Here is a 21,586-nt window from a genome sequence, read left to right on the forward strand (position 1 = left end):
TGCCGGCCTCTTCCGATTACTGCCTAATTACTTCTTTGCAACGTTGCCAGCGTGGGACAGGCCCAGGTCAGCCAGGGTCTTGTCGACCACTTTGGCAGGCAGCGGGATGTAGCCGTCCTTCACCACGACCTGCTGACCGGCCTGCGACAGCACCAGCTTGATGAACTCGGCGTCCAGCGGTGCCAGCGGCTTGTTCGGCGCCTTGTTGACGTAGACGTAGAGGAAGCGCGACAGCGGGTAGGTGCCGTTCAGGGCGTTGGTTTCGTTGTCTTCAACGAACTCGCCGCCTTCTTTCTTGGCCAGGGCGACGGTTTTCACCGAGGCGGTTTTGTAGCCGATGCCCGAGTAGCCGATGCCGTTCAGCGAGGAGCTGATCGACTGCACCACCGAAGCGGAGCCAGGTTGTTCGTTGACGTTAGGCTTGAAGTCGCCTTTGCACAGGGCTTCTTCCTTGAAGTAGCCGTATGTGCCCGATACCGAGTTGCGGCCGAACAGCTGGATTGGCTTGTTGGCCAGGTCGCCTTTCACGCCCACATCGCCCCAGGTCTTGACGTCAGCCTTGCCACCGCACAGGCGGGTGGAGGAGAAGATGGCGTCGACCTGAGCCATGGTCAGGCCTTTGATCGGGTTGTCCTTGTGCACGAAGACAGCCAGGGCGTCGACGGCAACCGGGATGGCGGTTGGCTTGTAGCCGTACTTCTGCTCGAAGGCCTGCAGCTCGACATCCTTCATCTTGCGGCTCATCGGGCCGAGGTTGGCGGTGCCCTCGGTCAGCGCAGGTGGCGCGGTGGAGGAACCGGCGGCCTGGATCTGGATGTTTACGTTCGGATATTCCTTCTTGTAGGCCTCGGCCCACAGGGTCATCAGGTTCGCGAGGGTGTCGGAACCGACGCTGGAGAGGTTGCCCGATACACCGGTGGTCTTGGTGTAGGTCGGGATGGCTGGGTCGACAGCGGCGACCGCATTGGCGGTTGCAACGCCAGCGGCGGCAAAGGTCAGGGCCGCCATCAAACGCTTCAGTTTCATGCCTTGCTCCTAGCAGGAATATCGTAGGGGTTGTGATGGAACGGGCCCAAGTATCTGTAGGCCGTGTGAACACTCTATGACCCCAATGTGACAATTGGATGAAAGGCCACCACGAGACGCTCGGGTGGCCTTTATCGATATCCCAGGCGGTTGCCTCAGCCCTGCGGTTACGTGCGGCGATCGCCGAACATGACGTAGACCGGGCTCAGGTTAGCCTCAGGCGCAAATACCACGATGCAGTCGTTGAAGCTGGGGGCTGGCGCTGATTCGCGGGCCTGCGGAACGGGCGGCAGGCGTAAATAGCCGATGCTGGCAGGGCGGTCGGTAGTGACCGGCGCATAGGCATCCTCACCGGCGCACCACAATAGCGTAGGCGCGCCAGGCAATTCGCCGCCTACCACGTATGCCTGCAACTGCTCGTCCCAGCGCGCCGCCCGCACCGGCACGCCTGCGCCGTGCCCCTGAGCCATCAGCACTTCACTGCGGTGAGTGAAGGGTTTCACGCCAATGCTCTGGGGCTCGCCATCGGTAACCTGTACCGCTGCAAACAACCGAAATGGCAGCATGGCCTTCGCACCACGCTGGGCAAGCTCGGCCCAGTCCAGCAGGTCATCCTCGAAGAGCTCAGCCAAAGGCACGGTGACTGCAAAGCGCGGGTCTTCGCTGGGCGATGCGAAGACGAATTCGAGCACTGGCACCTGGGTGCCGGGCTCTCCTTGCGGCGAAGTAGCCTGCCAGTGCAATTCAGCCAAGGCCGAGCGAAATGTCTTGATCAGGTGATACTGCTGTTGCGCGAAGTCCCGGCTCATACCCTGCGCAGTCAGGAGTGCCGGGTAAAGCCCTGCCATATGCGCCGCGTTTTTCAAGGCCAACGGGCCTGGGGCAAGCGTTGCGGTTTGCGCCTCCAGGCGTTCGATGCGCTCGACCCCGCGCTGGTAGAGTGGCGGATGGCGTTCGAGAGCAGATGCAAGCGCGACTGCATGCTGCTGGCTGCCTTGCGTCATCACTTGCAGCACCAGTGCCTGGATGCCGGAATCGAGGAATCGGCTGGAGGTATCGCGCTGTGCTCCCTCATAGGCCAGCCTGACGGGCAAGGCCTGCCGCTTGAGCGCATCCACCGAGCGCTTGGCCTGGTACTGGGCAGACTCCAGGCCTCGCAACGCGGCGAGTGCATCGCTGCCGTGAGCGGGCTCGGCAGCCAGTTGTTGCTCCAAGGCGGCAAAGTGCCCAGCCGCCTGCTGCTCTGCTGCTTGAACTTGCGCAACCAGCGTACGCGCCCGCTCCAGATTAAGGCTGGAGCTTTCGCTGGCGCGCTGTTCGCGGGTTTTAGCAGCCGGCGCAATGGTGGGGGCCAGTACAGGGTCTTTGAACGCCGGCCGACCTTGGCTTTGGTGCCAAGCCTTCAAGGTGTCGATAACCGTAGCGGGAGAGTTGGCCACACCGAAGTTGCTGGATTGAGGACAGAACAACAGGTCGCTGCCCTCGGGGTGCGCGACGATGCTGTTGAAATGGGCAATATGAAGGTCGTGCTCGGGCTGGGGCAGTTCGACATTCCAGATGGCGTGGACCACCGACAGAAACTCGTGTTCTTCATAGTCGATCAGTTGATTTGCAGGTTTCATCTTGAATCCCTCGCATGGGAAGACATCAACGGTGCAGGTTTAATGTTGTCCTATTGCTTCAGGCCAAAACTGATGCAAGTAACTCTTGTCTCAACGTCATACTTAAAGACAACTTGAAGGTGTTCGCGCCCCTCGCCAGCCATCGTGTAAACATCCCATCCTCCGATCTCTCCAAGCGGGTCGGGAAGCCGGAGCGGGCCTTTAGTGATGTAGGGAGTACCGAACCGCTCGCGAACATCATCACGGGTTTTGCACGCTGCGTACGGCTCTGGCAGTTCACCGGTGAAGATCGGCTCTTCTGGATAAAGCTCCCGCAGCGTGTAAATGATGGATTCCATCTTTCTATCCTCAGCCAGGAACCCCAGATCCAGCCCAACTTGCGGTTGCAGATACAGCGTCAAAGACCCGGGATAGACCTCGATGAACGGGGTGTCCTCCACCACGCCGGCTTCAAGAATTTCAGCGTGGGGTTTCCCCAAGCAGTCGAGATATGCATTCAGTTCAATGTTCATTCGTAGTGCCCTTTGGCAGAGTGAAGCTCGTGCAGGTTGAGCCTGGCTGACTCAATGTCAGACTCAGCAAACCCGTGGGCCAGTAAGCCTGGTTTTAATGCGTCGACGTTCGCGTCTACAGCAGCTCGCAAGTCAGACGCATCTTTCAGCTGCCGCTCAAGTGAATTTCGGCCACCATAGGTCTGGCTATACTGGCGATGCACGTCTACAGGTATGACGACACTGGGAGCATCATTGAGCAACTGCTTTAGCTGATCAGCCGACAGTTTCAAATAGATCTCTTTCAACCGGTGCTCTAACGCCTTACGAGACACAATGTGATCCACATCCATCAGGTCATTGATGCTGCGCCGACTCAAATCCTTGTACTCCCCAACCTCAAGCGGTTTAGCCGGCTCATGATTGACCAGTCCGGGTGACGGCAGGCCCTCTTCCCCGCCGAACCCGGGAATTATGGCCCTGGTTTCGTCCGGGTTCTCTCCCGGATGTATTTCAGGATCTGGCACAACCGGGTCAGTGGCGCCTCCCGGATAAACACCCGGCAGCGATGGCGCTTGGGGCAAGACCGTGGACCCTAAAAAATCTGCGCCGGGCGCCACCAGTGGGGTCCACGTCCGCGGTGGCTGACCCGCGGCGATTACAGGGTCGAAACCTAGCTCGACTGAACTGGCGAACCAGGGTGCGAATGGCTGCACGACGCTACGCACACCTTGGGTGCTGCTGGGTGTGTGAACCCGCAGCTGATCCAGGTCGTATAACTGCGCACCCACACCGGGGTCGGCCAAGTGCCGAAGCTCGAAGTTACGCCGCTCGCCGTGCCATTCGGCCTTGGCCGCAACGGGCGCATAACCGTTGAGCAAGCGGCGCTGGTTCACTTCGTCGAACTGGCCGGACAACCCCACGTCAGCAGCGATGGCACGCCACACGGCAGCCTCGAACGCAGGCTGCGAGGTAAATGTGCGACCGCGTAGTTGATCACCCACCTGGGCAGGCAGGTCGATGCCCGCCTGTGCGTTGCCCGGCGTCCACCACTGCGCCCCGGCGGGCTGGCCTTTGCCCGTGACAACGCCGGTGCCGGCCGGCGCCACGGCGAACGAGAAGTACTGCGGCGCCAGGCCCGGTACGCAGACAATGCAGTCGTCAAAACGCAGATCGGCGCCAGCAGGTAACTCGCCCACCTGCGGTTCCAGCATCAGCAACTGCCCACCTGACGGCGGCGAGCCAAGGGCAGCGGCGCTGTTAGCCAGTACCAGGGTCTTGCCGTTGACGTCACGCGCCTCGACCCGATACGTACCGGTCAATGGGTCCAGAACAGCGTTCCTGACGGGTACCTGCGCGGCGATGCCGGTGCCCGTGGCGGCAACCACCACCACGCTACCTTGGGCAATGTGCTCGATGCGGATACGGTGTGCGACGCTGGCGGCGCCTTCGGCATCGGCAAGGGCCTGAAGGTCCTGCCCGTCGGCCAGCCCCAGCGCTTGTGCGCCGACCCCCAGGCCGAGCAGATGGCGCTGCCGTTGCTCAGCGCCAAGCTCGCCATCGCCCAGGCTGGAGGAGTACAAGAACGGGGCGGCCCTGAGTATCAGGAGCGGAGTCGTGCGTTGCAGCGCGATCCGCAACAGCTCCTTGCCGGCACTCACTACCGCCCGTTCGATGGCCATGGCGGCTTCGGCGGCGACTTGCGCGCCAGAGTGAGTGAAGAGCACACCGACCTGAGCCGCAGAGAGCGGCGCGGTCAGCGTTGCTGCCTGTCGCAAGCGTTCCGAACGGCGGTCTTCATCGGCCCGTTGCTTGAAGCGAATCCGTGTTTCGCGCTGCTCGGCATACTGCCGCTGGCGCTCCAGCTCGGCCTCCCTGCCCCGCCATACCTCCTGCTGCCGCCCATGTTCCAGCAGCAGTTCTGTCGAGCGCTGCGACAGTTGCTCGATGGCCTGCTGCAGCAACCGAGCCTCTTGATCGGCCGCATAAGCGGCATCCCAGTGCTGATGCAACTGTCGCATCTGCGCATCACTGCCCAGGCTTGCCAGCCGAGCCGTATAAGCTTCGGCGGCCATGCCCTGGTCGGCAAAACCTTGCGCCAGGCCCTGCTGCCGGGCCAGCTCGGCCCGCTTGCGCTCGATAAGCCCGTCGATTTCGCGACGTGCCTTGGTGAGCATGTAGAGTTGCCAGCGTTCGCTGTGGTCGGACGCCGGGGGCGTCCGTGCTGCTAGCACTTGCGCATTCAGGGCCTGTGCCAGCGCCTGGGAGCGGTCTGCGAAATTCTGATCGAGCAGCGCTCTGCGGGCTTCGCGTGCCTGCCCATAGCCGTCTACCCGCTGCTGGTGCTCCAGCGCGCGTGCTGCGGCCTGTGCCTGGGCGGCGGCTGCGCGCCGGGCCTGTTCATCCGCCTGCGCCTTGGCCAAAGCGATGGCGCGGGCTCTGGCGCGTTTCTTTCTGCGCCGCTTGCTTGAACCGCCAAAGCCTCCGCCGAACCCACCACCACCGCCGATACCGAAAAAGCCACCGCCCCCACTGGGCGCGGAAGGGCCCGGCCTGATAACCACATCAGGCCCGTCATTCAATCTATCTCCAGCCATACAGTTCTCCTTGTCTGTATGGCGGAGGGTCTGGGTTATCCGGGAGGCGCCTGAGTTACATATGCATCAGGCCTGCATGGTTGGTTACGGCATGTTTCTGGGGGCCAGAAACAACAAGCCGCCGCCGAGAAAACCCGGCGGCGGCTTGAGGGACGGCGAACGCGGTCAGTGACGCTTAACGCTTTTTCGCGAGCAAATAGCCCCCCACCAACAGCCCTACCGTACATAGGCAGGCCACGTAATAGGCCGGTGCCATGGGACTGATCTTGAGCAGCCCGGTGACCACCATCGGGGTCAGGCCACCAAAGATGGCGTAGGCCAGGTTGTAGGAGAACGACAGCCCGCTGAAGCGCACCGCTGGCGGGAACGCCTTGACCATCACGTAGGGCACCGTGCCGATCACCCCGACGCACAAGCCGGTTACGGCGTACAACGGGAACAACAGGTCCGGGCGCGTCGGCAGGCTGTGGTAGAAGGCCCAGGAGCTTGCCAGCAGCATCATGCTACCGACAACCAACACACGGCCTGCACCAAAGCGGTCGGCGAGCCTGCCGGCGACGATGCAACCCACGCTCAGCAGCACGATGGCCAGGCTGTTGGCCTTGAGCGAGTCGGTGGGGCTGATGTGATAGAGGCTCTGCAACAAGGCTGGCGTCATCAGGATCACCACCACGATGCCAGCCGACAGCAGCCAGGTCAGCAGCATCGACAGGATGATCGCTCCCCGGTGATCACGCAGCACCGCACGTAGCGGCAGCTCTTCGGCCAAGGCCTTGCGCGCCTGCATTTCGGCAAACACCGGGGTCTCGTGCAGCCAGCGGCGCAGGTACACGGAGAACAGGCCGAACACCCCGCCCATCAGGAACGGGATACGCCAGGCGTAGTCGGTGACTTGCTCTGGGGTGTAGAGGGTATTGATCAGCGTGGCCATCAACGAGCCGAGCAGAATGCCCGAGGTCAGGCCGGCGGTCAGGGTGCCGCAAGCGTAGCCGGTATTGCGCTGCGAAACGTGCTCGGAGACGAATACCCAGGCGCCCGGCACTTCGCCGCCAATCGCCGCGCCCTGGATGACGCGCATCAGCAGCAGCAGGATCGGCGCCCACAGGCCAATCTGCGCGTAGGTCGGCAGCAGGCCCATGATCAGCGTGGGCACGGCCATCATGAAGATGCTCAGGGTGAACATTTTCTTGCGCCCGAGCAGGTCGCCGAAGTGGGCCATGATGATGCCGCCCACCGGCCGCGCCAGGTAGCCGGCGGCGAAGATGCCGAAGGTCTGCATCAGGCGCAACCAGTCGGGCATGTCAGGTGGGAAGAACAGCTTGCCCACTACGGTTGCGAAGAAAACGAAGATGATGAAATCGTAGAACTCCAGCGCACCGCCCAGGGCAGACAGTGAGAGGGTTTTGTAGTCGCTGCGGGTCAGCGGCCGGGGCGGCTGCTCGATACTGCTGGGCACGGAGGTCATCGATGTTCTCTTGTTGGTGTGCAGGCCGCTTGGCATGCGGCTTCTGTGGGGTCCAAAGGAAGATAACAAATTGCCCGACGCGGCTGATAGCACTACAAAATCTGTACAGATATTCATCAATGCACGGTCGTAGCTGGCTGTGATGGTCTATATACTTGCCGTTCGTAGGAAAAGGTTGCGTTAAACCGGGGCTGTTGTGCGAAAACGTAAGGCATTACTGTCAGACTGTTTCGCAGAGTTTCCCCTTTGGCCGCCCCTGAAGCGAAGGCGTCCACCACTGCGCACCCACCAAGCGTTACGGGTCAGAGGCCCCACGGCATGATTGAGCTCGAACAAGAAGATCCTATCCCGCAGGGCGACCTGGCCTTGCAGATCACTGCTCTGCCGCGCGAAACCAACGGTTTCGGCGACATTTTTGGCGGCTGGCTGGTCGCCCAGATGGACCTGGCCGGCACCGCAATGGCCAGCCGCGTCGCCGGTGGCCGGGTGGCAACCGTGGCCATCGACCGCATGGCATTTCTGGTGCCGGTGGCCGTGGGTGCGCAACTGTCGTTCTACACCCAGACCGTCGAAATCGGCCGCAGCTCGATCCAGATGATGGTCGAAGTGTGGAGCGACGACCCGCTGTCCAGCGAATGGCGCAAAGTCACCGAGGCGGTGTTCGTGTTCGTCGCCATCGATGGCAGTGGCCGCACCCGCTCGGTGCCTCGTCGCTGACCGGGCCGCGCGGTAAACTCGTTGCCCGGCATGAGGTCCAACGCCTCACTGCATTCAACGAGACAAGCGCATGCCTACCCCACAGGTCGAGTCCGAAAAACATGGCGAGCTGAACTGCTGGCGCCTGACCACCGCCAACGCCGAACTGCTGATTGCCCAACAGGGTGCTCAAATTCTGAGCTACCAGCGCGTGGGCGAGCCGCCGCTGTTGTGGCTCAGCGAGTCGGCCATCCTGCGCCAGGGCAAATCCGTACGTGCCGGGGTGCCGGTGTGCTGGCCGTGGTTCGGTAACCTGCAACGCAACCCCAGCGCCGTGCAGGCCATGTATACCGGCAACGAAGCACCGGCCCACGGCCTGGCCCGCACCCGTGACTGGCAACTGCTCGGCGCCGAGCAACACGCCGGCGCCTTGCGTGTGACCTTCGAGCTGCCGCAGGCGCAGGGTCAACTACCGGGCTGGGCGCATGACGTGGCGCTCACCCTTACGGTAGAGCTGGGCGATGCGCTCACACTGACCCTCACCAGCCGCAACCAAGGCCAACACCCGGTCACCATCAGCCAGGCACTGCACAGCTACTTTGCGGTAAGCGACGTGCGCCAGGTGCAGGTTGAAGGGGTTGAAGGGCTTGGCTACATCGAGACACTGGCTGACTGGGAACAACGCCAGCAGCAGGGCGCGCTGACTTTCAGCGGCGAAACCGACCGCATCTACCTGGATACGCCGCAACAGCTGAGCATCGTCGACCCGCATTGGGGCCGGCGCATTACCCTGGCCAGCAGCGGCTCGGCCTCGGCGGTGATCTGGAACCCATGGACCGAGCGTGCCCGGGAGCTGGCCGATATGGCGGACGATGGTTGGCAGGGCATGCTGTGCATCGAAACAGCGAATGTCTGGGATGACGTGGTGGAGCTGCAGGCTGGGGCCAGCCATTCGCTGGGGCTGACCATTGGCAGCGAGAAGCTCTGAGTATTGCCTGTAGGCCTCATCGCAGGCTGGCGCCAGCTCCCACAGAGCTCGCCCATCCCCATATCGATGCCGTCTAAGCGGTCAGTGTAGGAGCGGCCTTGTGCCGCTCCTACACAATCAAAAGCGACTTGCCCGAAACCATAGAATCTCCCACCGGAGCTCAGCCAGGCATTTCTATTCCGGCCCGGCGCAGTCTTTGTGGGAGCGGGCTTGCCCCGCGATGCGGCCGGCACAGGCACTATAAATCCGCATCCTCCACCACCCGCACCTTCGCCGCATCCAGCGCATACGCCGCATCGGCCAGGTCATTGCTGACCGCTTCCACTTTCAAGGCGCCGGTCACCCACAACGGTGTGTAGATATCGTCGATCTTCAGGCCTTTGGGATAGCGCACCAGCACCAGCTGGTTAGGCGGCGGTGGCGGCACGTGGATGCACGCGCCCGGGTACGGCACGAGGAAAAACAGCGTGCTGTGCCCCTTGGCATCGCTTTCCAGCGGCACCGGGTAACCGCCCAGACGTATCTGCTTGCCGTTCATCGCCGCCACGGTCTTGGTCGAATACATCACCGCCGGCAAGCCCTTGCTTTGCTTCAGGCCACCCTTGTCGGTAAAGGTGCCCAAAGCTTCCGGGGAGTTGTGGTCGATTTCGGGCATTTGCTCGAGCGCCTTCTGGTCCGACTTGGGCATCAGCTCCAGCCAGTCGGTTTCGGGCAGTTCGGCATGGGCCAGGGCGCTGGCCATCAGCAAGGGAATGAGGAAGAACGCACGCATGAGGATGCTCGGCAACTCAGGATTGAATTGCCGGGCATTCTAGCCTGAGTTCACTTCTTCTTGATGAAGCCGTAGATCACCAGCAGGATGACCGCGCCCACCAGCGCACCGAGGAAGCCTGCCGCCTGGCCGGCCTGGTAGATACCCAGCGCCTGCCCACCGTAGGTGGCCAGCAGGGAACCTGCGATGCCGAGCAGAATGGTCATGATCCAGCCCATGCTGTCGTCGCCCGGTTTCAGGAAACGCGCAAGCAGGCCGACGATCAGGCCGATGAAGATGGTTCCGATGATGCCCATGGCAATCCCTCTGCAAATGAAGATGGAACAAGCCAAAGCCTAGACAGCGCTTTGGCCAGTTGCCATTTCAGAGGGGTGCCGGCGGGCAGAAGTTCGATCAGCCGACGATCAACGCCTCTACTTCGGCGATCTTGGCCTGCAATGTGGCCATGTCCTTGCAGCGCAGGGTAGCGTGGCCAACCTTGCGCCCGGCCTTGAAGGCCTTGCCGTAGTGGTGCAAGTGACAGTCGTCGATGCCCGACACCTTGGCCACTGGCGGCACTTCACCGATGAAGTTGAGCATGGCGCTCTCACCGACCTTGGCCGTCGAGCCCAGCGGCAGGCCGGCAACGGCGCGCAAATGGTTCTCGAACTGGCTGCACTCGGCGCCTTCGATGGTCCAGTGCCCGGAGTTGTGCACGCGCGGGGCGATTTCGTTGGCTTTCAGGCCGCCGTCGACTTCAAAGAACTCGAATGCCATCACGCCGACGTAATCGAGTTTTTCCAGCACACGGCCCACGTAATCTTCGGCCAAGGCTTGCAGCGGGTGCGCAGCGCTTGCCACCGACAGGCGCAGAATGCCGCTGTCATGGGTGTTGTGCACCAGCGGGTAGAAGCGGGTTTCGCCATCGCGGCCGCGCACGGCCACCAGCGAGACTTCACCGGTGAACGGCACGAAACCTTCGAGCAACAACGGCACGCTGCCCAGCTCGGCGAAGGTATCGACAACGTCTTCAGGGGTGCGCAACACCTTCTGGCCCTTACCGTCATAACCCAGGGTGCGGGTTTTGAGCACGGCCGGCAGGCCGATGCTGGCGACGGCAGCGTCGAGGTCGGCTTGCGAAAGAATGTCGGCGAAGGCCGGGGTCGGGATGCCCAAGTCGCGGAACATGCTTTTTTCGAACAGGCGGTCGCGGGCGATGCGCAGCGCCTCGGCGCTCGGGTACACCGGCACGAACTGCGAGAGGAAGGCGACGGTTTCTGCCGGCACGCTTTCGAACTCGAAGGTGACCAGGTCGACTTCGTCGGCCAACTGGCGCAGGTGGTCCTGGTCGCCGTAGTCGGCACGCAGGTGCTCGCCCAATGCGGCGGCGCAGGCGTCCGGGGCCGGGTCGAGGAAAGCGAAGTTCATGCCCAGCGGGGTGCCCGCCAAGGCCAGCATGCGGCCCAGCTGGCCGCCACCGATTACACCGATCTTCATATCGTCAGCCTCAAGCCTGGCGCGGGTCTGGATTGTCCAGCACGGTGTCAGTCTGCTCAGTGCGGAACTGCTTCAGCGCGGCGTGATACTCCGGGTACTTGGCACCCAGGATGCTTGCCGACAGCAGCGCAGCGTTGATTGCACCGGCACGGCCGATGGCCAGGGTGGCAACCGGCACGCCGGCTGGCATCTGCACGATCGACAGCAGCGAGTCGACGCCCGACAGCATCGACGACTGCACCGGCACGCCGAGCACCGGCAAGTGGGTCTTGGCGGCGCACATGCCTGGCAGGTGGGCAGCGCCACCTGCACCGGCAATGATCACCTCGATGCCGCGGCCATCGGCCTCTTCGGCGTACTGGAACAGCAGGTCCGGCGTGCGGTGTGCGGAAACCACCTTCACTTCATAAGGGATGCCGAGCTTTTCCAGCATATCGGCGGTGTGGCTAAGGGTGGACCAATCGGACTTGGAGCCCATGATCACGCCAACCAGTGCACTCATCGTCGAGCCTCTCCTGCAAGCGCCTTCTGGCGCGCTAAAAAGCAACAAGCCACGCAGGTGGACCGGCGTGGCTTGTATACGGATTCTGATCGGCCAGCTAGCCGAAGGCGCGGGATTGTAGCGTATTTGCAAGCGGCCCGCCCACCCCCTTAAGCACAGCTCGGATCAAAGGGCAAGCTGTCTCGCGGGACAACTTTTTCCAACTGCTTAGGAATGTCGCGCAACAGCACGCTGCCCCTTAACCACTGCATTGCATCAAGGGGAATACCATGCTTAAAACCGCACTTCTGACGCTGCTGCTGAGCCTGGGCACGCTGCTGCCACAAACCGTTCTGGCCCGACCACTGGTGGTAACGGTGTACCTTCACAACGATCTGGCCGGAGAAAGCGACGAGCAGATCAACACCAACTTCTTCGGCCACTGGCTGAAAGAGATGCGTACCATTACCGAGCATCCAGTCGAGCTGATTTTCCGGCGCAACGTCGAAGGGGTCACCGACATCCACTATGCGGGCAAACCTTCGCGGGAAGTTCTGGACACCTTCACGGCAGCGATCAAGGATTCGGAGGCCGGCAAACTCTTCTCGTACATGAACAAGCATCTGCTGATGACCCGTGGAAGCTACGACCACCGCGGCTTGAATTTCAACGCCGGGCTAGCATTCCAGAAAGGCAACACCGCGGTCGCATCCGTGGCTGTCTACGGCGCTGCGGCGCATGAGATCGGCCATATGCTGGGTGCCACACACGAAGATGCAACGGTGAACTTCAATGGCTGGGCCTGCGAAACCTATACCAAACCCCGCCTGCCGCTGCGCTCGAACTGCTACCGCTACAGCGACAAGAACCGCGCAACCATCGTTGACTACCTGAAGTACAACTCAAACTGAGGCTTCATCAGCGGAGTTCGCCGATTCCAACTTGCGCCACAACAGGCGCACGTTGGCCTTGCGCACCAAGGCGCAGCGGTACACGCGGATCTCCAGCGGCACATGCCACTGGCTGCCCCCGCACACCACCAGCTCGCCCCGCTGCAGCTCGCCGCGCATCGACAGCCGTGGCACCCAGGCGATGCCCATGCCCTCCAGCGCCATGCTCTTGAGGCTGTCGGCCATCGCCGTTTCATACACTGTGGTGTAGCGCAGGTTGCGCTGGCGCAGCAGCAAGCTCACCGAGCGGCCCAGGAAGGCCCCGGCGCTGTAGGCCAGCAGCGGCACACTGGCATCACCCTCCAGGTCGAACAGCGGCTGGCCATCGGCGTCCACCGCGCAGACCGGCAGCATCTCAGTGTTGCCCATGTGCAGCGACGGGAAAATCTCGGCGTCCATCTGCAGCGCAGCGTCGGGGTCATAGAAGGCCAGCATCAGATCGCACCCCCCCTCACGCAGCGCATGCACGGCATCGCCGACGTTGGTCGCAACCAGCCGTGTGGCGATGTTCATGCCATCGTTGCGCAGTTGAGCGACCCAGCGCGGAAAGAAGCCCGATGCCAGCGAGTGCGCCGCCGCCACCTGGATGACCTCGCCCTGCCCGCCTTCAAGGTGGTGCAAATGGCGAAGAACTTCGCTCAACTGGTCGACAACGGTACGCGCGGTAACCAGAAACAGCTGCCCGGCCTCGGTCAGCTCGATAGGCGTGCGGGAACGGTTTACCAGGGTCAGCCCCAGCGCGGCCTCAAGGCTGCGGATGCGGCGGCTGAACGCCGGCTGAGTGACGAAACGGCGCTCGGCCGCCTGCGAAAAACTGCGCGTTGAGGCCAAGGCACTGAAGTCCTCCAGCCATTTGCTTTCGAGGTTCATCGACTACTCCGCAGCGCGCGCACCAAAATGGAACACGCTCGATTGTCAATCGGCGTCACATCAAACCGTATGCCGTTTGTGCATAGGTTAGCGTGCAACAGCATTGGCTGCAAAATCGGCTTCAGGCCTAGGATTGGCGCCATTCCGGCATGTGCCGGGTCAAAATCGAGATGATATCCATCATGTCCGCTGCTGCATCGTTCCGCGTCGAAAAAGACCTTCTTGGCACCCTCGAAGTCCCTGCTGATGCCTACTACGGTATCCAGACTCTGCGCGCCGCCAACAACTTCCACCTCTCCGGTGTTCCGCTGTCGCACTACCCGAAACTGGTAGTGGGCCTGGCGATGGTCAAGCAGGCTGCTGCTGACGCCAACCGTGAGCTGGGGCACCTGAGCGATGCCAAGCACGCCGCCATCAGCGAGGCTTGCGCCCGTCTGATCCGCGGTGACTACCACGAGCAGTTCGTGGTGGACATGATTCAAGGCGGTGCTGGTACTTCTACCAACATGAACGCCAACGAAGTCATCGCCAACATCGCGCTGGAGGCCATGGGCCACCAGAAGGGTGAGTACCAGTACCTGCACCCCAACAACGATGTGAACATGGCGCAGTCGACCAACGACGCATACCCGACTGCCATCCGTCTGGGCCTGCTGCTGGGCCACGACGCCCTGCTGGCCAGCCTCGACAGCCTGATCCAGGCCTTCGCTGCCAAGGGTAAAGAATTCGACCACGTACTGAAGATGGGCCGTACCCAGCTGCAGGACGCCGTGCCGATGACCCTGGGCCAGGAATTCCGCGCCTTCGCCACCACCATGACCGAAGACCTCAATCGTCTGCGGACCCTGGCACCGGAGCTGCTGACCGAAATCAACCTGGGCGGCACCGCCATCGGTACTGGCATCAACGCCGACCCTGGCTACCAGGCCCTGGCTGTTCAGCGCCTGGCCACCATCAGCGGCCAGCCGCTGGTACCGGCTGCCGACCTGATCGAAGCCACCTCCGACATGGGCGCCTTCGTGCTGTTCTCCGGCATGCTCAAGCGTACTGCGGTCAAGCTGTCGAAGATCTGCAACGACCTGCGCCTGCTGTCCAGCGGCCCACGCACCGGCATCAACGAGATCAACCTGCCAGCGCGTCAGCCAGGCAGCTCTATCATGCCAGGCAAGGTCAACCCGGTAATCCCGGAGGCCGTCAACCAGGTGGCCTTCGCCATCATGGGCAACGACCTGGCACTGACCGTCGCTGCCGAAGGTGGCCAGCTGCAGCTGAACGTGATGGAACCGCTGATCGCCTACAAGATCTTCGACTCGATCCGCCTGCTGCAACGCGCCATGGACATGCTGCGCGAGCACTGCATCGTCGACATCACTGCCAACGAACAGCGCTGCCGTGAACTGGTCGAGCACTCGATCGGCCTGGTTACCGCACTGAACCCGTACATCGGCTACGAAAACGCCACCCGTATCGCCCGCATCGCCCTGGAAACAGGCCGCGGCGTACTGGAACTGGTACGTGAAGAGAAGCTGCTGGACGACGCGATGCTCGACGACATCCTGAAGCCGGCCAACATGATCGCTCCACGTCTGGTTCCGCTCAAAGGCTAACCAGACCGCTGCACACCGTCTCACCAGGTCGGGGGACTAGACACCTCTCAACCTTTCAAGGGCCCGAGCGCACGCTGCGGGCCCTTTTTTTATGCCTGCGCCCAGTAGCTGGCCAACTCGGCGGCACACAACTTGCTCTGCATTGCCCCTCAGCCCAACGGGACAGCGCGCATGCTGCATAGCCACCTCACCACCCTCAACGCGGTTTCGCTGATTCTCCAGGTGTTCCAGGAAGACGGCGTAGACCCGCAGCAGATGCTCGCCGGCAGCGGCATCAGCCCGGCAGACATGGGCCACGCCGACGCCCGCATTACCACCCAGCAAGAACTGCAGGTATGCGCCAACGCGGTGGCCCGGCGCGAGGACATCGGCCTTGAGTTGGGCCGGCGCATGCATGTGTCGTGCTACGGCATGCTCGGTTACGCGCTGCTCTCCAGTGCCACTTTGGGTGACGCCCTGCGCCTGGCGCTGCAGTATCCGGCACTGCTGGGAACAGTTTTCCAGCTGCGCCTGGTGGACGACGGCCAGCGAGTCTGGCTGTGCGCCAGCGATCACTACGACGCACCGGCATTGGCCGCGTTCAATGCCGAATTCTGCCTGGTGTCGCTCAAAGTCATCTGCGACGACCTGTTGGGGCGGCCGTTGCCGCTGCTGGGTGCGCGCTTCGAACATGCTCGGCCCGGCTACCACGCGCTCTACACCGGTGCGTTTCACTGCCCGCTGAGCTTTGCGGCCAGTGACAACGCCTTTGCCTTCGAGCGCCGCTGGCTGGACACCCCACTGCCGCTGGCCGACCCGATCACCCACAAGGCGATGAGCGAACGTTGCCGGCGCCTGAACCTGGAGTTCACCGGCCGCCAGGCGTGGCTTGGGCGGATTCGCCAGTTGCTTGTCCAGCAGCTCGACGCGGCACCTGGCCTTGAGCGCTTGGCGCAGCAGATGAACTGCTCGTCGCGCACTTTGCGCAGGCATTTGCAGGCGCTGGGCAGCAGTTATCAGCAGTTGCTGGACGAGTTGCGCTTCGACCGGGCCAAGCAATTGCTGGCCGAAGACCAGATGCCGATCTATCAGATTGCCGAGACCTTGGGGTTCAGTGAGACCGCGAGCTTCAGGCATGCCTTCCAGCGCTGGAGCGGCGTGGCGCCCAGCCACTTCAGGGGTTGACCTGTCAGCACTTGTTCGCCGGTGTAGGAGCGGCCTTGTGTCGCGAAAGGGCTGCGAAGCGGCCCCAGGCTCTGCGCCTCATGGACAATCGCTGAGGCCGCTTTGCGGCCTTTTCGCGACACAAGGCCGCTCCTACACCTGTCGCGTAAACAGCATCGATGCTAGCGGCACCCGCGAAAAGCCCAGCCTCGGATGCCTTGGCCACATCGATCCCCTTTTGGCCGTTTGCATCGTCCCCGGTTAGCTGCCAGCCCAGCACAATTGGCCTACGCCAGTGATAACCCGGAGAACAACAATGCTGACGGTCTATTCCGATGACCACCGCCTGCACCACGGCCGCTGCGAGCTGATCGACGGCCAACTGATGCCCTGCTTCGAAATGCCTTCACGCGCCGACCATGTGCTGCAACAGGTGCACAAGCGCAACCTTGGCGAGGTACGTGGCCCCAGCGATTTTGGTCGCGCCCCGCTGCAACGCGTCCACAGCGCCGAATACCTGGCCTTCTTCGAAGGCGCCTGGGCGCGCTGGGCGGCCCTTGGCCATGAAGGCGACCTGCTGCCGTTCACCTGGCCGGCGCGTACCCTGCGCCAGGTCAAGCCGGTCGGGCTGCATGGCGAGCTGGGCTACTACAGCTTCGATGCTGGCGCACCGATCACCGCGGGCACCTGGCAGGCGGCCTATAGCGCGGCACAAGTGGCGCTGACCGCCCAGGCCGCCATCGAGCAAGGTGCCCACGCGGCATTCGCCCTGTGCCGACCACCCGGCCACCACGCCGCCGCCGAAGTGATGGGCGGCTACTGCTACCTGAACAACGCCGCCATCGCCGCCCAGGCGTTCATCGACCAAGGCCGCGCCAAGGTGGCGATCCTCGATGTCGACTACCACCACGGCAATGGCACCCAGGACATCTTCTATACCCGCGCCGATGTGTTCTTCGCCTCCATACACGGCGACCCGCAGGCCGAGTTCCCGTTCTTCCTTGGCTACGCCGACGAAACCGGCGAAGGCCCAGGCGCCGGCTGCAACATCAACTACCCGCTGCACGCCGGCAGCGACTGGGCAGCCTGGAGCGCAGCGCTGGAGGACGCCTGCCAGCGCATCGCCACCTACGACGCCGAGGTGCTGGTGGTTTCGCTGGGGGTGGACACCTTCAAGGATGACCCTATCTCGCAGTTCAAGCTCGACAGCCCGGACTACCTGAAAATGGGCGAACGCATCGCGCAGCTCGGCAAGCCAACCCTGTTCGTGATGGAGGGTGGCTACGCGGTGGAAGAAATCGGTATCAACGCCGTCAACGTGCTGGAAGGCTTCCAGCGCGCCCAGCCAGGAGCCTCGACATGATCCGCCGCAAACAATTGCTTGCCCCGCTGATTGCCGCCAGCCTGCTGGCCGGCGCCCTCCCGGCACAGGCCGAGCAGCGCACCTTACGGGTGTACAACTGGTTCGACTACATCACCCCGCAAACACTCACCGACTTCCAGAAGGACAGCGCGGTGAAGCTGGTGTACGACATTTTCGACACCAACGAGGCGCTTGAGGCCAAGCTGCTCACCGGCAATTCCGGCTATGACGTGGTGGTGCCTTCCAACGTGTTCCTTGCCAAGCAGATCCAGGCGGGCGTATTCCAGCCGCTGGACCGCAGCAAGCTGCCCAACTGGCAGCACCTGGACCCGGCGCTGATGAAGCTGATCGAAGCCAACGACCCCGGCAACCAGTACGCCGTGCCCTACATGTATGGCACCGTGCTGATCGGTTTCAACCCGGCCAAGGTCAAGGCAGCGCTCGGCGAAAACGCCCCGGTGGACAGTTGGGACCTGATCTTCAAGCCCGAAAACCTCGCCAAGCTCAAGCAATGCGGCGTGGCACTGCTCGACTCCCCGTCGGAGATTCTGCCGCTGGCCTTGCAGTACCTGGGCCTGCCGCCGAACAGCGACAAACCGGCTGACTACCAGAAAGCCCAGGAACTGCTGTTGAAGATTCGCCCGTCCATCACCTACTTCCATTCCTCCAAGTACATGGCTGATATCGCCAATGGCGACATCTGTGTGGCGGTGGGGTATTCGGGCAGCTTCTCGCAGGCGGCCAACCGTGCGCGCGAGGCGAACAATGGCGTAGTGGTGGACATGCGCCTGCCCAAGGAAGGCGCGCCGATCTGGTTCGACATGCTGGCGATCCCGAAGAACGCAGCCAACCCGGAAGATGCCCACACGTTCATCAACTATCTGCTGCGCCCTGAGGTAATCGCGCCGATCAGCGACTTCGTCGGCTACCCCAACCCGAACAAGGATGCGACCGAGAAAGTCAGCCCGGCGATCCGCGACAACCCCAACCTGTACCCCACCGCCGAGGCGATGGCCAAGCTGTATACCCTCAAGCCCCTGCAGCGCGACGCCGAACGCGCCCGCACCCGCGCCTGGACCAAGATCAAGTCCGGGACCTGAAAGATCGATGGCGGACTCAACGCGGTCAAGGTTTTTACACGCCTGTTCGCACCAGATATATCTCCTTGTGGCGAGCGGGCTTGCCCCGCGTTGGGCTGCGCAGCAGCCCTGAGGGTTACCCTTGGGTGTCGGGGCTGCTGTGCAGCCCAACGCGGGCCAAGCCCGCTCGCCACAACTATCTCTGTGGGCGATTCCATGGTTTTGTGCAAGCTTGTGCGGCCCCTTTCACCGGCGCCACGCCTTGCGCAGGCGCAGCAACGCCTCGGCAATTTCGGCTTCTGGCACCGCTGCAAACCCCAGCACCAGCCCGGCGCGGTTATCCACAGGCACTGGGCTGTCCGGCAACCAATAAGCGCTCAGCGGATTCACCTCCACTCCCACCTCCTCAGCCTGCGCCACTAACTCCTGCTGCCGCGCAAAGTTATCCACAGCCACTTTCACATGCAGCCCCGCCGCCACCTGCGGCATGCCACCCAGCCCCGGTACGTCCTGCGGCCAACCCGCCTGCAACACGTTCCGCCGGGCCAGCGCTGCCCGGCGCATGCGGCGGATATGCCGCTGAAAATGGCCTTGGGCGATGAACTGCGCCATCACACACTGCGTGCCCACCTCCGAGTGCCGCACCGCCAGCGCCCGGCCCTGGCCGAACGCCTGCACCAACCGCTGGGGCACCACCAGATAACCCAAGCGCAGCGCTGGAAAGGCAATCTTGCTGAAGGTGCCCACGTAAAGCACCCGACCCTGCCGGTCAAGCGCGGCCAACGGCGCCAGCGGGGCGCCGCTGTAGCGGTATTCGCCATCGTAGTCGTCTTCGATGATCCAGCCGTCCTGGCGCTCGGCCCAGGCCAACAGCGCCAAACGCCGCGCCAGGCTCATGGTCACCCCGGTGGGGTATTGATGCGCTGGGGTCACGTAGGCCAATCGGCAATCGCTGAAGCCGGCAAGCTGCGCGCAATCCATGCCCTGCTCATCTACCGCCACGCCCCGCAGCGTCGCGCCAGCCACGGCGAAGGCGTTGCCGGCAGCGCGGTAGCCTGGGTTTTCCACAGCCACGGCATCGCCAGGCTCTAGCAGCAGCTGTGCACAAAGGCTTATGGCCTCCTGTGCGCCACTGGTGATCACAATTTGCTCAGCACTGCAACCAAGCCCCCGTGAGCGTCGCAGGTAGGTGGCAATCAATTCGCGAAGCTGCAACTCGCCAGCCGGGTCGCCATAGCCGAGCAGCGCAGGCGCCGGGCTGCGCCAGAAACTCGCGTGCAGCTTGGCCCACACCTCGAACGGGAACAGATCGAAAGCCGGCACGCCCACCCGAAACGCCCGTGGCGGGCCCGTTTTTGGCAACGGCAAATGGTGATTTTTCAGACGCTGCAAAGGCTCACTGGAAGCCCCTGAACTGGACAAATCCTCAGTGCCTTCGGGCTGAAATGTGGATAACCCTGTTGATAACCTATGGGATAACCCTGTGGATACTTGTGTGGATAGTTTTTTCAGCTGGCTCACGTAAGTGCCGTCCCCGACCCGGCTTTCGATGAAGCCTTCGGCATATAGCTGGTCGTAGGCACGCACCACGCTGTTGCGCGACAGCGCCAAGGTCGCTGCCAGGTCACGCGTGGCCGGTAGCCGGGTGCCGCCGCCCAGTCGCCCGTCCAGCACCCGCGCACGCAATGCCTGATACAGCTGCTGGCTAAGGCCACGACGACGGTCCAGCACAATACCGGCTGGGTCGAAAGGCAGTGCGTGGGTACGTTCGCTCATGGCATTGGACCTATAAAAACAGCCTTTAATGGCTCTTACACAGAACCAATAGCCTGCCTAGGATGGCGTCACAGCACAAGGAAACTTCAGCATGTACAACAGCAAACCGCACCAGGACCACGACCTTGCTCGCCTGCACCAGCACATGCAGCAAACCCGCCTGGCCATGCTCGTCAGCCACGGCGAACGGGGTTTGCTGGCCACGCACTTGCCAGTGCTGCTGACCACCAGCGAAGGCGAGTTCGGCACCGTGCATGCCCACCTGGCCCGCGCCAACCCGCAGTGGCAGGACCTGGCAAGCGGCGCCGAGGCGCTGCTGGTGTTCCCGGGTGACGATGCCTATGTCAGCCCCACGTACTACCCCAGCAAGGCCAGCAACCCGAAAACCGTGCCCACCTGGAACTACACCGCCGTGCACGCCTACGGCGTGGCCGAGGTGATCCATGAAGCGACGCCGCTGCTGGATATCGTCACGCGCCTGACCGACCGCCACGAACAAGGCCGTGACACCCCGTGGCGCGTAACCGACGCGCCGGCCGACTACCTCGACGGCATGCTGCGCGCCATCGTCGGTATCCGCCTGCCAATCGCCCGCCTGCAAGGTGCGCGCAAGCTCAGCCAGAACCGCTCAGCCGAAGATTTTGCCGGCGTGCGCGAAGGCCTCGGCGCCAGCCGCGACCCGCTCGACAGACAACTCGCCGCGCATATGCGCACTCTCTAAAGGAAGAGCCCCATGCCCCAAGTAACCCTGCGCCCAGTCACTGCCGAAGACCACGCTGCCTGGCAGCCGTTGTGGCAGGCCTACCTGCGCTTCTATGAGACCGAACTCTGCGAAGAGGTCAGCGCCAACACCTGGCAGCGCCTGCTCGATGCCAGCGAGCCAACCCATTCGACGCTCGCCTGGGTCGACGGCAAGGCGGTAGGGATGGTCAACTTCATCTACCATCGAAGCAACTGGAGCATTGAGAACGCCTGCTACCTGCAAGACCTGTACGTCGACGCCGGCCAGCGCGGCCTGGGTGTAGGCCGCAAGCTGATCGAGCATGTGTGCGCCACCGCCAAGGCCGACGGCTGCAGCAAGGTGCACTGGCTGACCCACCAGACCAACGCCACCGCTATCAGCCTGTACCAGCAGGTCGCCGAGCGGTCCGGCTTCATTCAATTTCGCAAAGCCCTGTAGGCCG

General features: G+C 62.8%; 20 protein-coding genes. 9 read left to right on the forward strand and 11 right to left on the reverse strand.

Annotated elements, in window-relative coordinates:
- Positions 1 to 27 precede the first annotated feature (27 nt).
- The 5 genes from HU719_RS11740 to HU719_RS11760 form a co-directional block, all read right to left on the reverse strand.
- Positions 28 to 1,026, reverse strand: coding sequence for a phosphate ABC transporter substrate-binding protein PstS (locus HU719_RS11740; protein WP_186535187.1), 999 nt, complete (start codon positions 1,024 to 1,026; stop codon positions 28 to 30).
- Positions 1,027 to 1,193: 167 nt separating this feature from the next.
- Entirely contained in the window at positions 1,194 to 2,648 is a 1,455-nt protein-coding gene (locus HU719_RS11745) for a bacteriocin immunity protein (protein ID WP_186535194.1), read from the reverse strand.
- Positions 2,649 to 2,698: 50 nt separating this feature from the next.
- A complete protein-coding gene (locus tag HU719_RS11750) occupies positions 2,699 to 3,160 on the reverse strand; it encodes a DUF6392 family protein (protein ID WP_186535195.1) in 462 nt (153 codons plus the stop codon).
- Positions 3,157 to 5,721 (reverse strand): pyocin-S2/colicin E7-DNase domain-containing protein, encoded by a 2,565-nt coding sequence (locus HU719_RS11755; protein WP_225917215.1) that lies wholly within the window; start codon positions 5,719 to 5,721, stop codon positions 3,157 to 3,159. The genes HU719_RS11750 and HU719_RS11755 overlap by 4 nt, the downstream gene beginning before the upstream one ends.
- Positions 5,722 to 5,911: 190 nt before the next feature.
- Positions 5,912 to 7,201 (reverse strand): MFS transporter, encoded by a 1,290-nt coding sequence (locus tag HU719_RS11760; protein WP_186535197.1) that lies wholly within the window; start codon positions 7,199 to 7,201, stop codon positions 5,912 to 5,914.
- Between the two features lie 318 nt (positions 7,202 to 7,519).
- Between HU719_RS11760 and HU719_RS11765 the strand changes: the two genes are divergently transcribed.
- Together HU719_RS11765 and HU719_RS11770 are read left to right on the forward strand one after the other, a co-directional pair.
- Complete coding sequence (locus tag HU719_RS11765; protein ID WP_101322846.1) at positions 7,520 to 7,918, forward strand: acyl-CoA thioesterase; 399 nt, start codon at positions 7,520 to 7,522, stop codon at positions 7,916 to 7,918.
- Between the two features lie 70 nt (positions 7,919 to 7,988).
- Complete coding sequence (locus HU719_RS11770; RefSeq protein ID WP_186535198.1) at positions 7,989 to 8,885, forward strand: D-hexose-6-phosphate mutarotase; 897 nt, start codon at positions 7,989 to 7,991, stop codon at positions 8,883 to 8,885.
- 238 nt (positions 8,886 to 9,123) lie between these two features.
- Here the strand turns inward: HU719_RS11770 and HU719_RS11775 are convergent, their stop codons facing one another.
- The 4 genes from HU719_RS11775 to purE form a co-directional block, all read right to left on the reverse strand.
- Entirely contained in the window at positions 9,124 to 9,657 is a 534-nt protein-coding gene (locus tag HU719_RS11775) for a DUF3299 domain-containing protein (protein WP_186518660.1), read from the reverse strand.
- Between the two features lie 50 nt (positions 9,658 to 9,707).
- Positions 9,708 to 9,953, reverse strand: a complete 246-nt coding sequence (locus tag HU719_RS11780) for a GlsB/YeaQ/YmgE family stress response membrane protein (protein ID WP_186518658.1) — start codon at positions 9,951 to 9,953, stop codon at positions 9,708 to 9,710.
- Positions 9,954 to 10,050: 97 nt separating this feature from the next.
- Positions 10,051 to 11,133, reverse strand: a complete 1,083-nt coding sequence (locus tag HU719_RS11785) for a 5-(carboxyamino)imidazole ribonucleotide synthase (RefSeq protein ID WP_186535200.1) — start codon at positions 11,131 to 11,133, stop codon at positions 10,051 to 10,053.
- A gap of 10 nt (positions 11,134 to 11,143) precedes the next feature.
- Positions 11,144 to 11,635, reverse strand: coding sequence for a 5-(carboxyamino)imidazole ribonucleotide mutase (gene purE, locus HU719_RS11790; RefSeq protein ID WP_186518654.1), 492 nt, complete (start codon positions 11,633 to 11,635; stop codon positions 11,144 to 11,146).
- 269 nt (positions 11,636 to 11,904) lie between these two features.
- Here purE and HU719_RS11795 point away from each other — a divergent pair, with 269 nt between their 5' ends.
- The gene (locus HU719_RS11795) at positions 11,905 to 12,525 is read left to right on the forward strand and encodes a reprolysin-like metallopeptidase (RefSeq protein WP_186535202.1); all 621 of its coding nucleotides are present in this window, start codon (positions 11,905 to 11,907) and stop codon (positions 12,523 to 12,525) included.
- Here HU719_RS11795 and HU719_RS11800 read toward each other — a convergent pair.
- Positions 12,517 to 13,434, reverse strand: coding sequence for a LysR substrate-binding domain-containing protein (locus HU719_RS11800; protein ID WP_186518650.1), 918 nt, complete (start codon positions 13,432 to 13,434; stop codon positions 12,517 to 12,519). The genes HU719_RS11795 and HU719_RS11800 overlap by 9 nt on opposite strands.
- A gap of 182 nt (positions 13,435 to 13,616) precedes the next feature.
- On the opposite strand from HU719_RS11800, the gene aspA reads away from it, so the two are divergent.
- From aspA to HU719_RS11820, 4 genes are all read left to right on the forward strand, one after another.
- The gene (aspA, locus tag HU719_RS11805; RefSeq protein ID WP_186518648.1) at positions 13,617 to 15,041 is read left to right on the forward strand and encodes an aspartate ammonia-lyase; all 1,425 of its coding nucleotides are present in this window, start codon (positions 13,617 to 13,619) and stop codon (positions 15,039 to 15,041) included.
- A gap of 171 nt (positions 15,042 to 15,212) precedes the next feature.
- Positions 15,213 to 16,205, forward strand: a complete 993-nt coding sequence (locus tag HU719_RS11810) for an AraC family transcriptional regulator (protein ID WP_186518646.1) — start codon at positions 15,213 to 15,215, stop codon at positions 16,203 to 16,205.
- 295 nt (positions 16,206 to 16,500) lie between these two features.
- Positions 16,501 to 17,547, forward strand: a complete 1,047-nt coding sequence (locus tag HU719_RS11815; protein ID WP_186535204.1) for a histone deacetylase family protein — start codon at positions 16,501 to 16,503, stop codon at positions 17,545 to 17,547.
- Entirely contained in the window at positions 17,544 to 18,647 is a 1,104-nt protein-coding gene (locus tag HU719_RS11820; protein WP_186535205.1) for an extracellular solute-binding protein, read from the forward strand. The genes HU719_RS11815 and HU719_RS11820 overlap by 4 nt, the downstream gene beginning before the upstream one ends.
- 225 nt (positions 18,648 to 18,872) lie before the next feature.
- Here the strand turns inward: HU719_RS11820 and pdxR are convergent, their stop codons facing one another.
- Positions 18,873 to 20,402 (reverse strand): MocR-like pyridoxine biosynthesis transcription factor PdxR, encoded by a 1,530-nt coding sequence (gene pdxR / locus HU719_RS11825; protein WP_186535206.1) that lies wholly within the window; start codon positions 20,400 to 20,402, stop codon positions 18,873 to 18,875.
- Between the two features lie 91 nt (positions 20,403 to 20,493).
- Between pdxR and HU719_RS11830 the strand changes: the two genes are divergently transcribed.
- Both HU719_RS11830 and HU719_RS11835 read left to right on the forward strand, forming a co-directional pair.
- Positions 20,494 to 21,123 (forward strand): FMN-binding negative transcriptional regulator, encoded by a 630-nt coding sequence (locus tag HU719_RS11830; protein ID WP_186535207.1) that lies wholly within the window; start codon positions 20,494 to 20,496, stop codon positions 21,121 to 21,123.
- A gap of 12 nt (positions 21,124 to 21,135) precedes the next feature.
- Positions 21,136 to 21,582 (forward strand): GNAT family N-acetyltransferase, encoded by a 447-nt coding sequence (locus tag HU719_RS11835; protein ID WP_186518636.1) that lies wholly within the window; start codon positions 21,136 to 21,138, stop codon positions 21,580 to 21,582.
- The last annotated feature ends 4 nt before the right edge of the window (positions 21,583 to 21,586 follow it).

Source organism: Pseudomonas farsensis, assembly GCF_014268805.2.
GTDB classification, from domain to species: Bacteria; Pseudomonadota; Gammaproteobacteria; order Pseudomonadales; family Pseudomonadaceae; genus Aquipseudomonas; species Aquipseudomonas farsensis.

Bases quoted from the DNA above. Each gene is read 5' to 3' on its own strand.
- HU719_RS11830 (WP_186535207.1), top strand. From the start codon at position 20,494: ATGTACAACAGCAAACCGCACCAGGACCACGACCTTGCTCGCCTGCAC.
- aspA (WP_186518648.1), top strand. From the start codon at position 13,617: ATGTCCGCTGCTGCATCGTTCCGCGTCGAAAAAGACCTTCTTGGCACC.
- HU719_RS11820 (WP_186535205.1), top strand. From the start codon at position 17,544: ATGATCCGCCGCAAACAATTGCTTGCCCCGCTGATTGCCGCCAGCCTG.
- HU719_RS11750 (WP_186535195.1), bottom strand. From the start codon at position 3,160: ATGAACATTGAACTGAATGCATATCTCGACTGCTTGGGGAAACCCCAC.
- purE (WP_186518654.1), bottom strand. From the start codon at position 11,635: ATGAGTGCACTGGTTGGCGTGATCATGGGCTCCAAGTCCGATTGGTCC.
- HU719_RS11835 (WP_186518636.1), top strand. From the start codon at position 21,136: ATGCCCCAAGTAACCCTGCGCCCAGTCACTGCCGAAGACCACGCTGCC.
- HU719_RS11745 (WP_186535194.1), bottom strand. From the start codon at position 2,648: ATGAAACCTGCAAATCAACTGATCGACTATGAAGAACACGAGTTTCTG.
- HU719_RS11785 (WP_186535200.1), bottom strand. From the start codon at position 11,133: ATGAAGATCGGTGTAATCGGTGGCGGCCAGCTGGGCCGCATGCTGGCC.
- HU719_RS11810 (WP_186518646.1), top strand. From the start codon at position 15,213: ATGCTGCATAGCCACCTCACCACCCTCAACGCGGTTTCGCTGATTCTC.
- HU719_RS11740 (WP_186535187.1), bottom strand. From the start codon at position 1,026: ATGAAACTGAAGCGTTTGATGGCGGCCCTGACCTTTGCCGCCGCTGGC.
- HU719_RS11800 (WP_186518650.1), bottom strand. From the start codon at position 13,434: ATGAACCTCGAAAGCAAATGGCTGGAGGACTTCAGTGCCTTGGCCTCA.
- HU719_RS11775 (WP_186518660.1), bottom strand. From the start codon at position 9,657: ATGCGTGCGTTCTTCCTCATTCCCTTGCTGATGGCCAGCGCCCTGGCC.
- HU719_RS11765 (WP_101322846.1), top strand. From the start codon at position 7,520: ATGATTGAGCTCGAACAAGAAGATCCTATCCCGCAGGGCGACCTGGCC.
- HU719_RS11770 (WP_186535198.1), top strand. From the start codon at position 7,989: ATGCCTACCCCACAGGTCGAGTCCGAAAAACATGGCGAGCTGAACTGC.
- HU719_RS11795 (WP_186535202.1), top strand. From the start codon at position 11,905: ATGCTTAAAACCGCACTTCTGACGCTGCTGCTGAGCCTGGGCACGCTG.
- HU719_RS11815 (WP_186535204.1), top strand. From the start codon at position 16,501: ATGCTGACGGTCTATTCCGATGACCACCGCCTGCACCACGGCCGCTGC.
- HU719_RS11780 (WP_186518658.1), bottom strand. From the start codon at position 9,953: ATGGGCATCATCGGAACCATCTTCATCGGCCTGATCGTCGGCCTGCTT.
- HU719_RS11760 (WP_186535197.1), bottom strand. From the start codon at position 7,201: ATGACCTCCGTGCCCAGCAGTATCGAGCAGCCGCCCCGGCCGCTGACC.
- pdxR (WP_186535206.1), bottom strand. From the start codon at position 20,402: ATGAGCGAACGTACCCACGCACTGCCTTTCGACCCAGCCGGTATTGTG.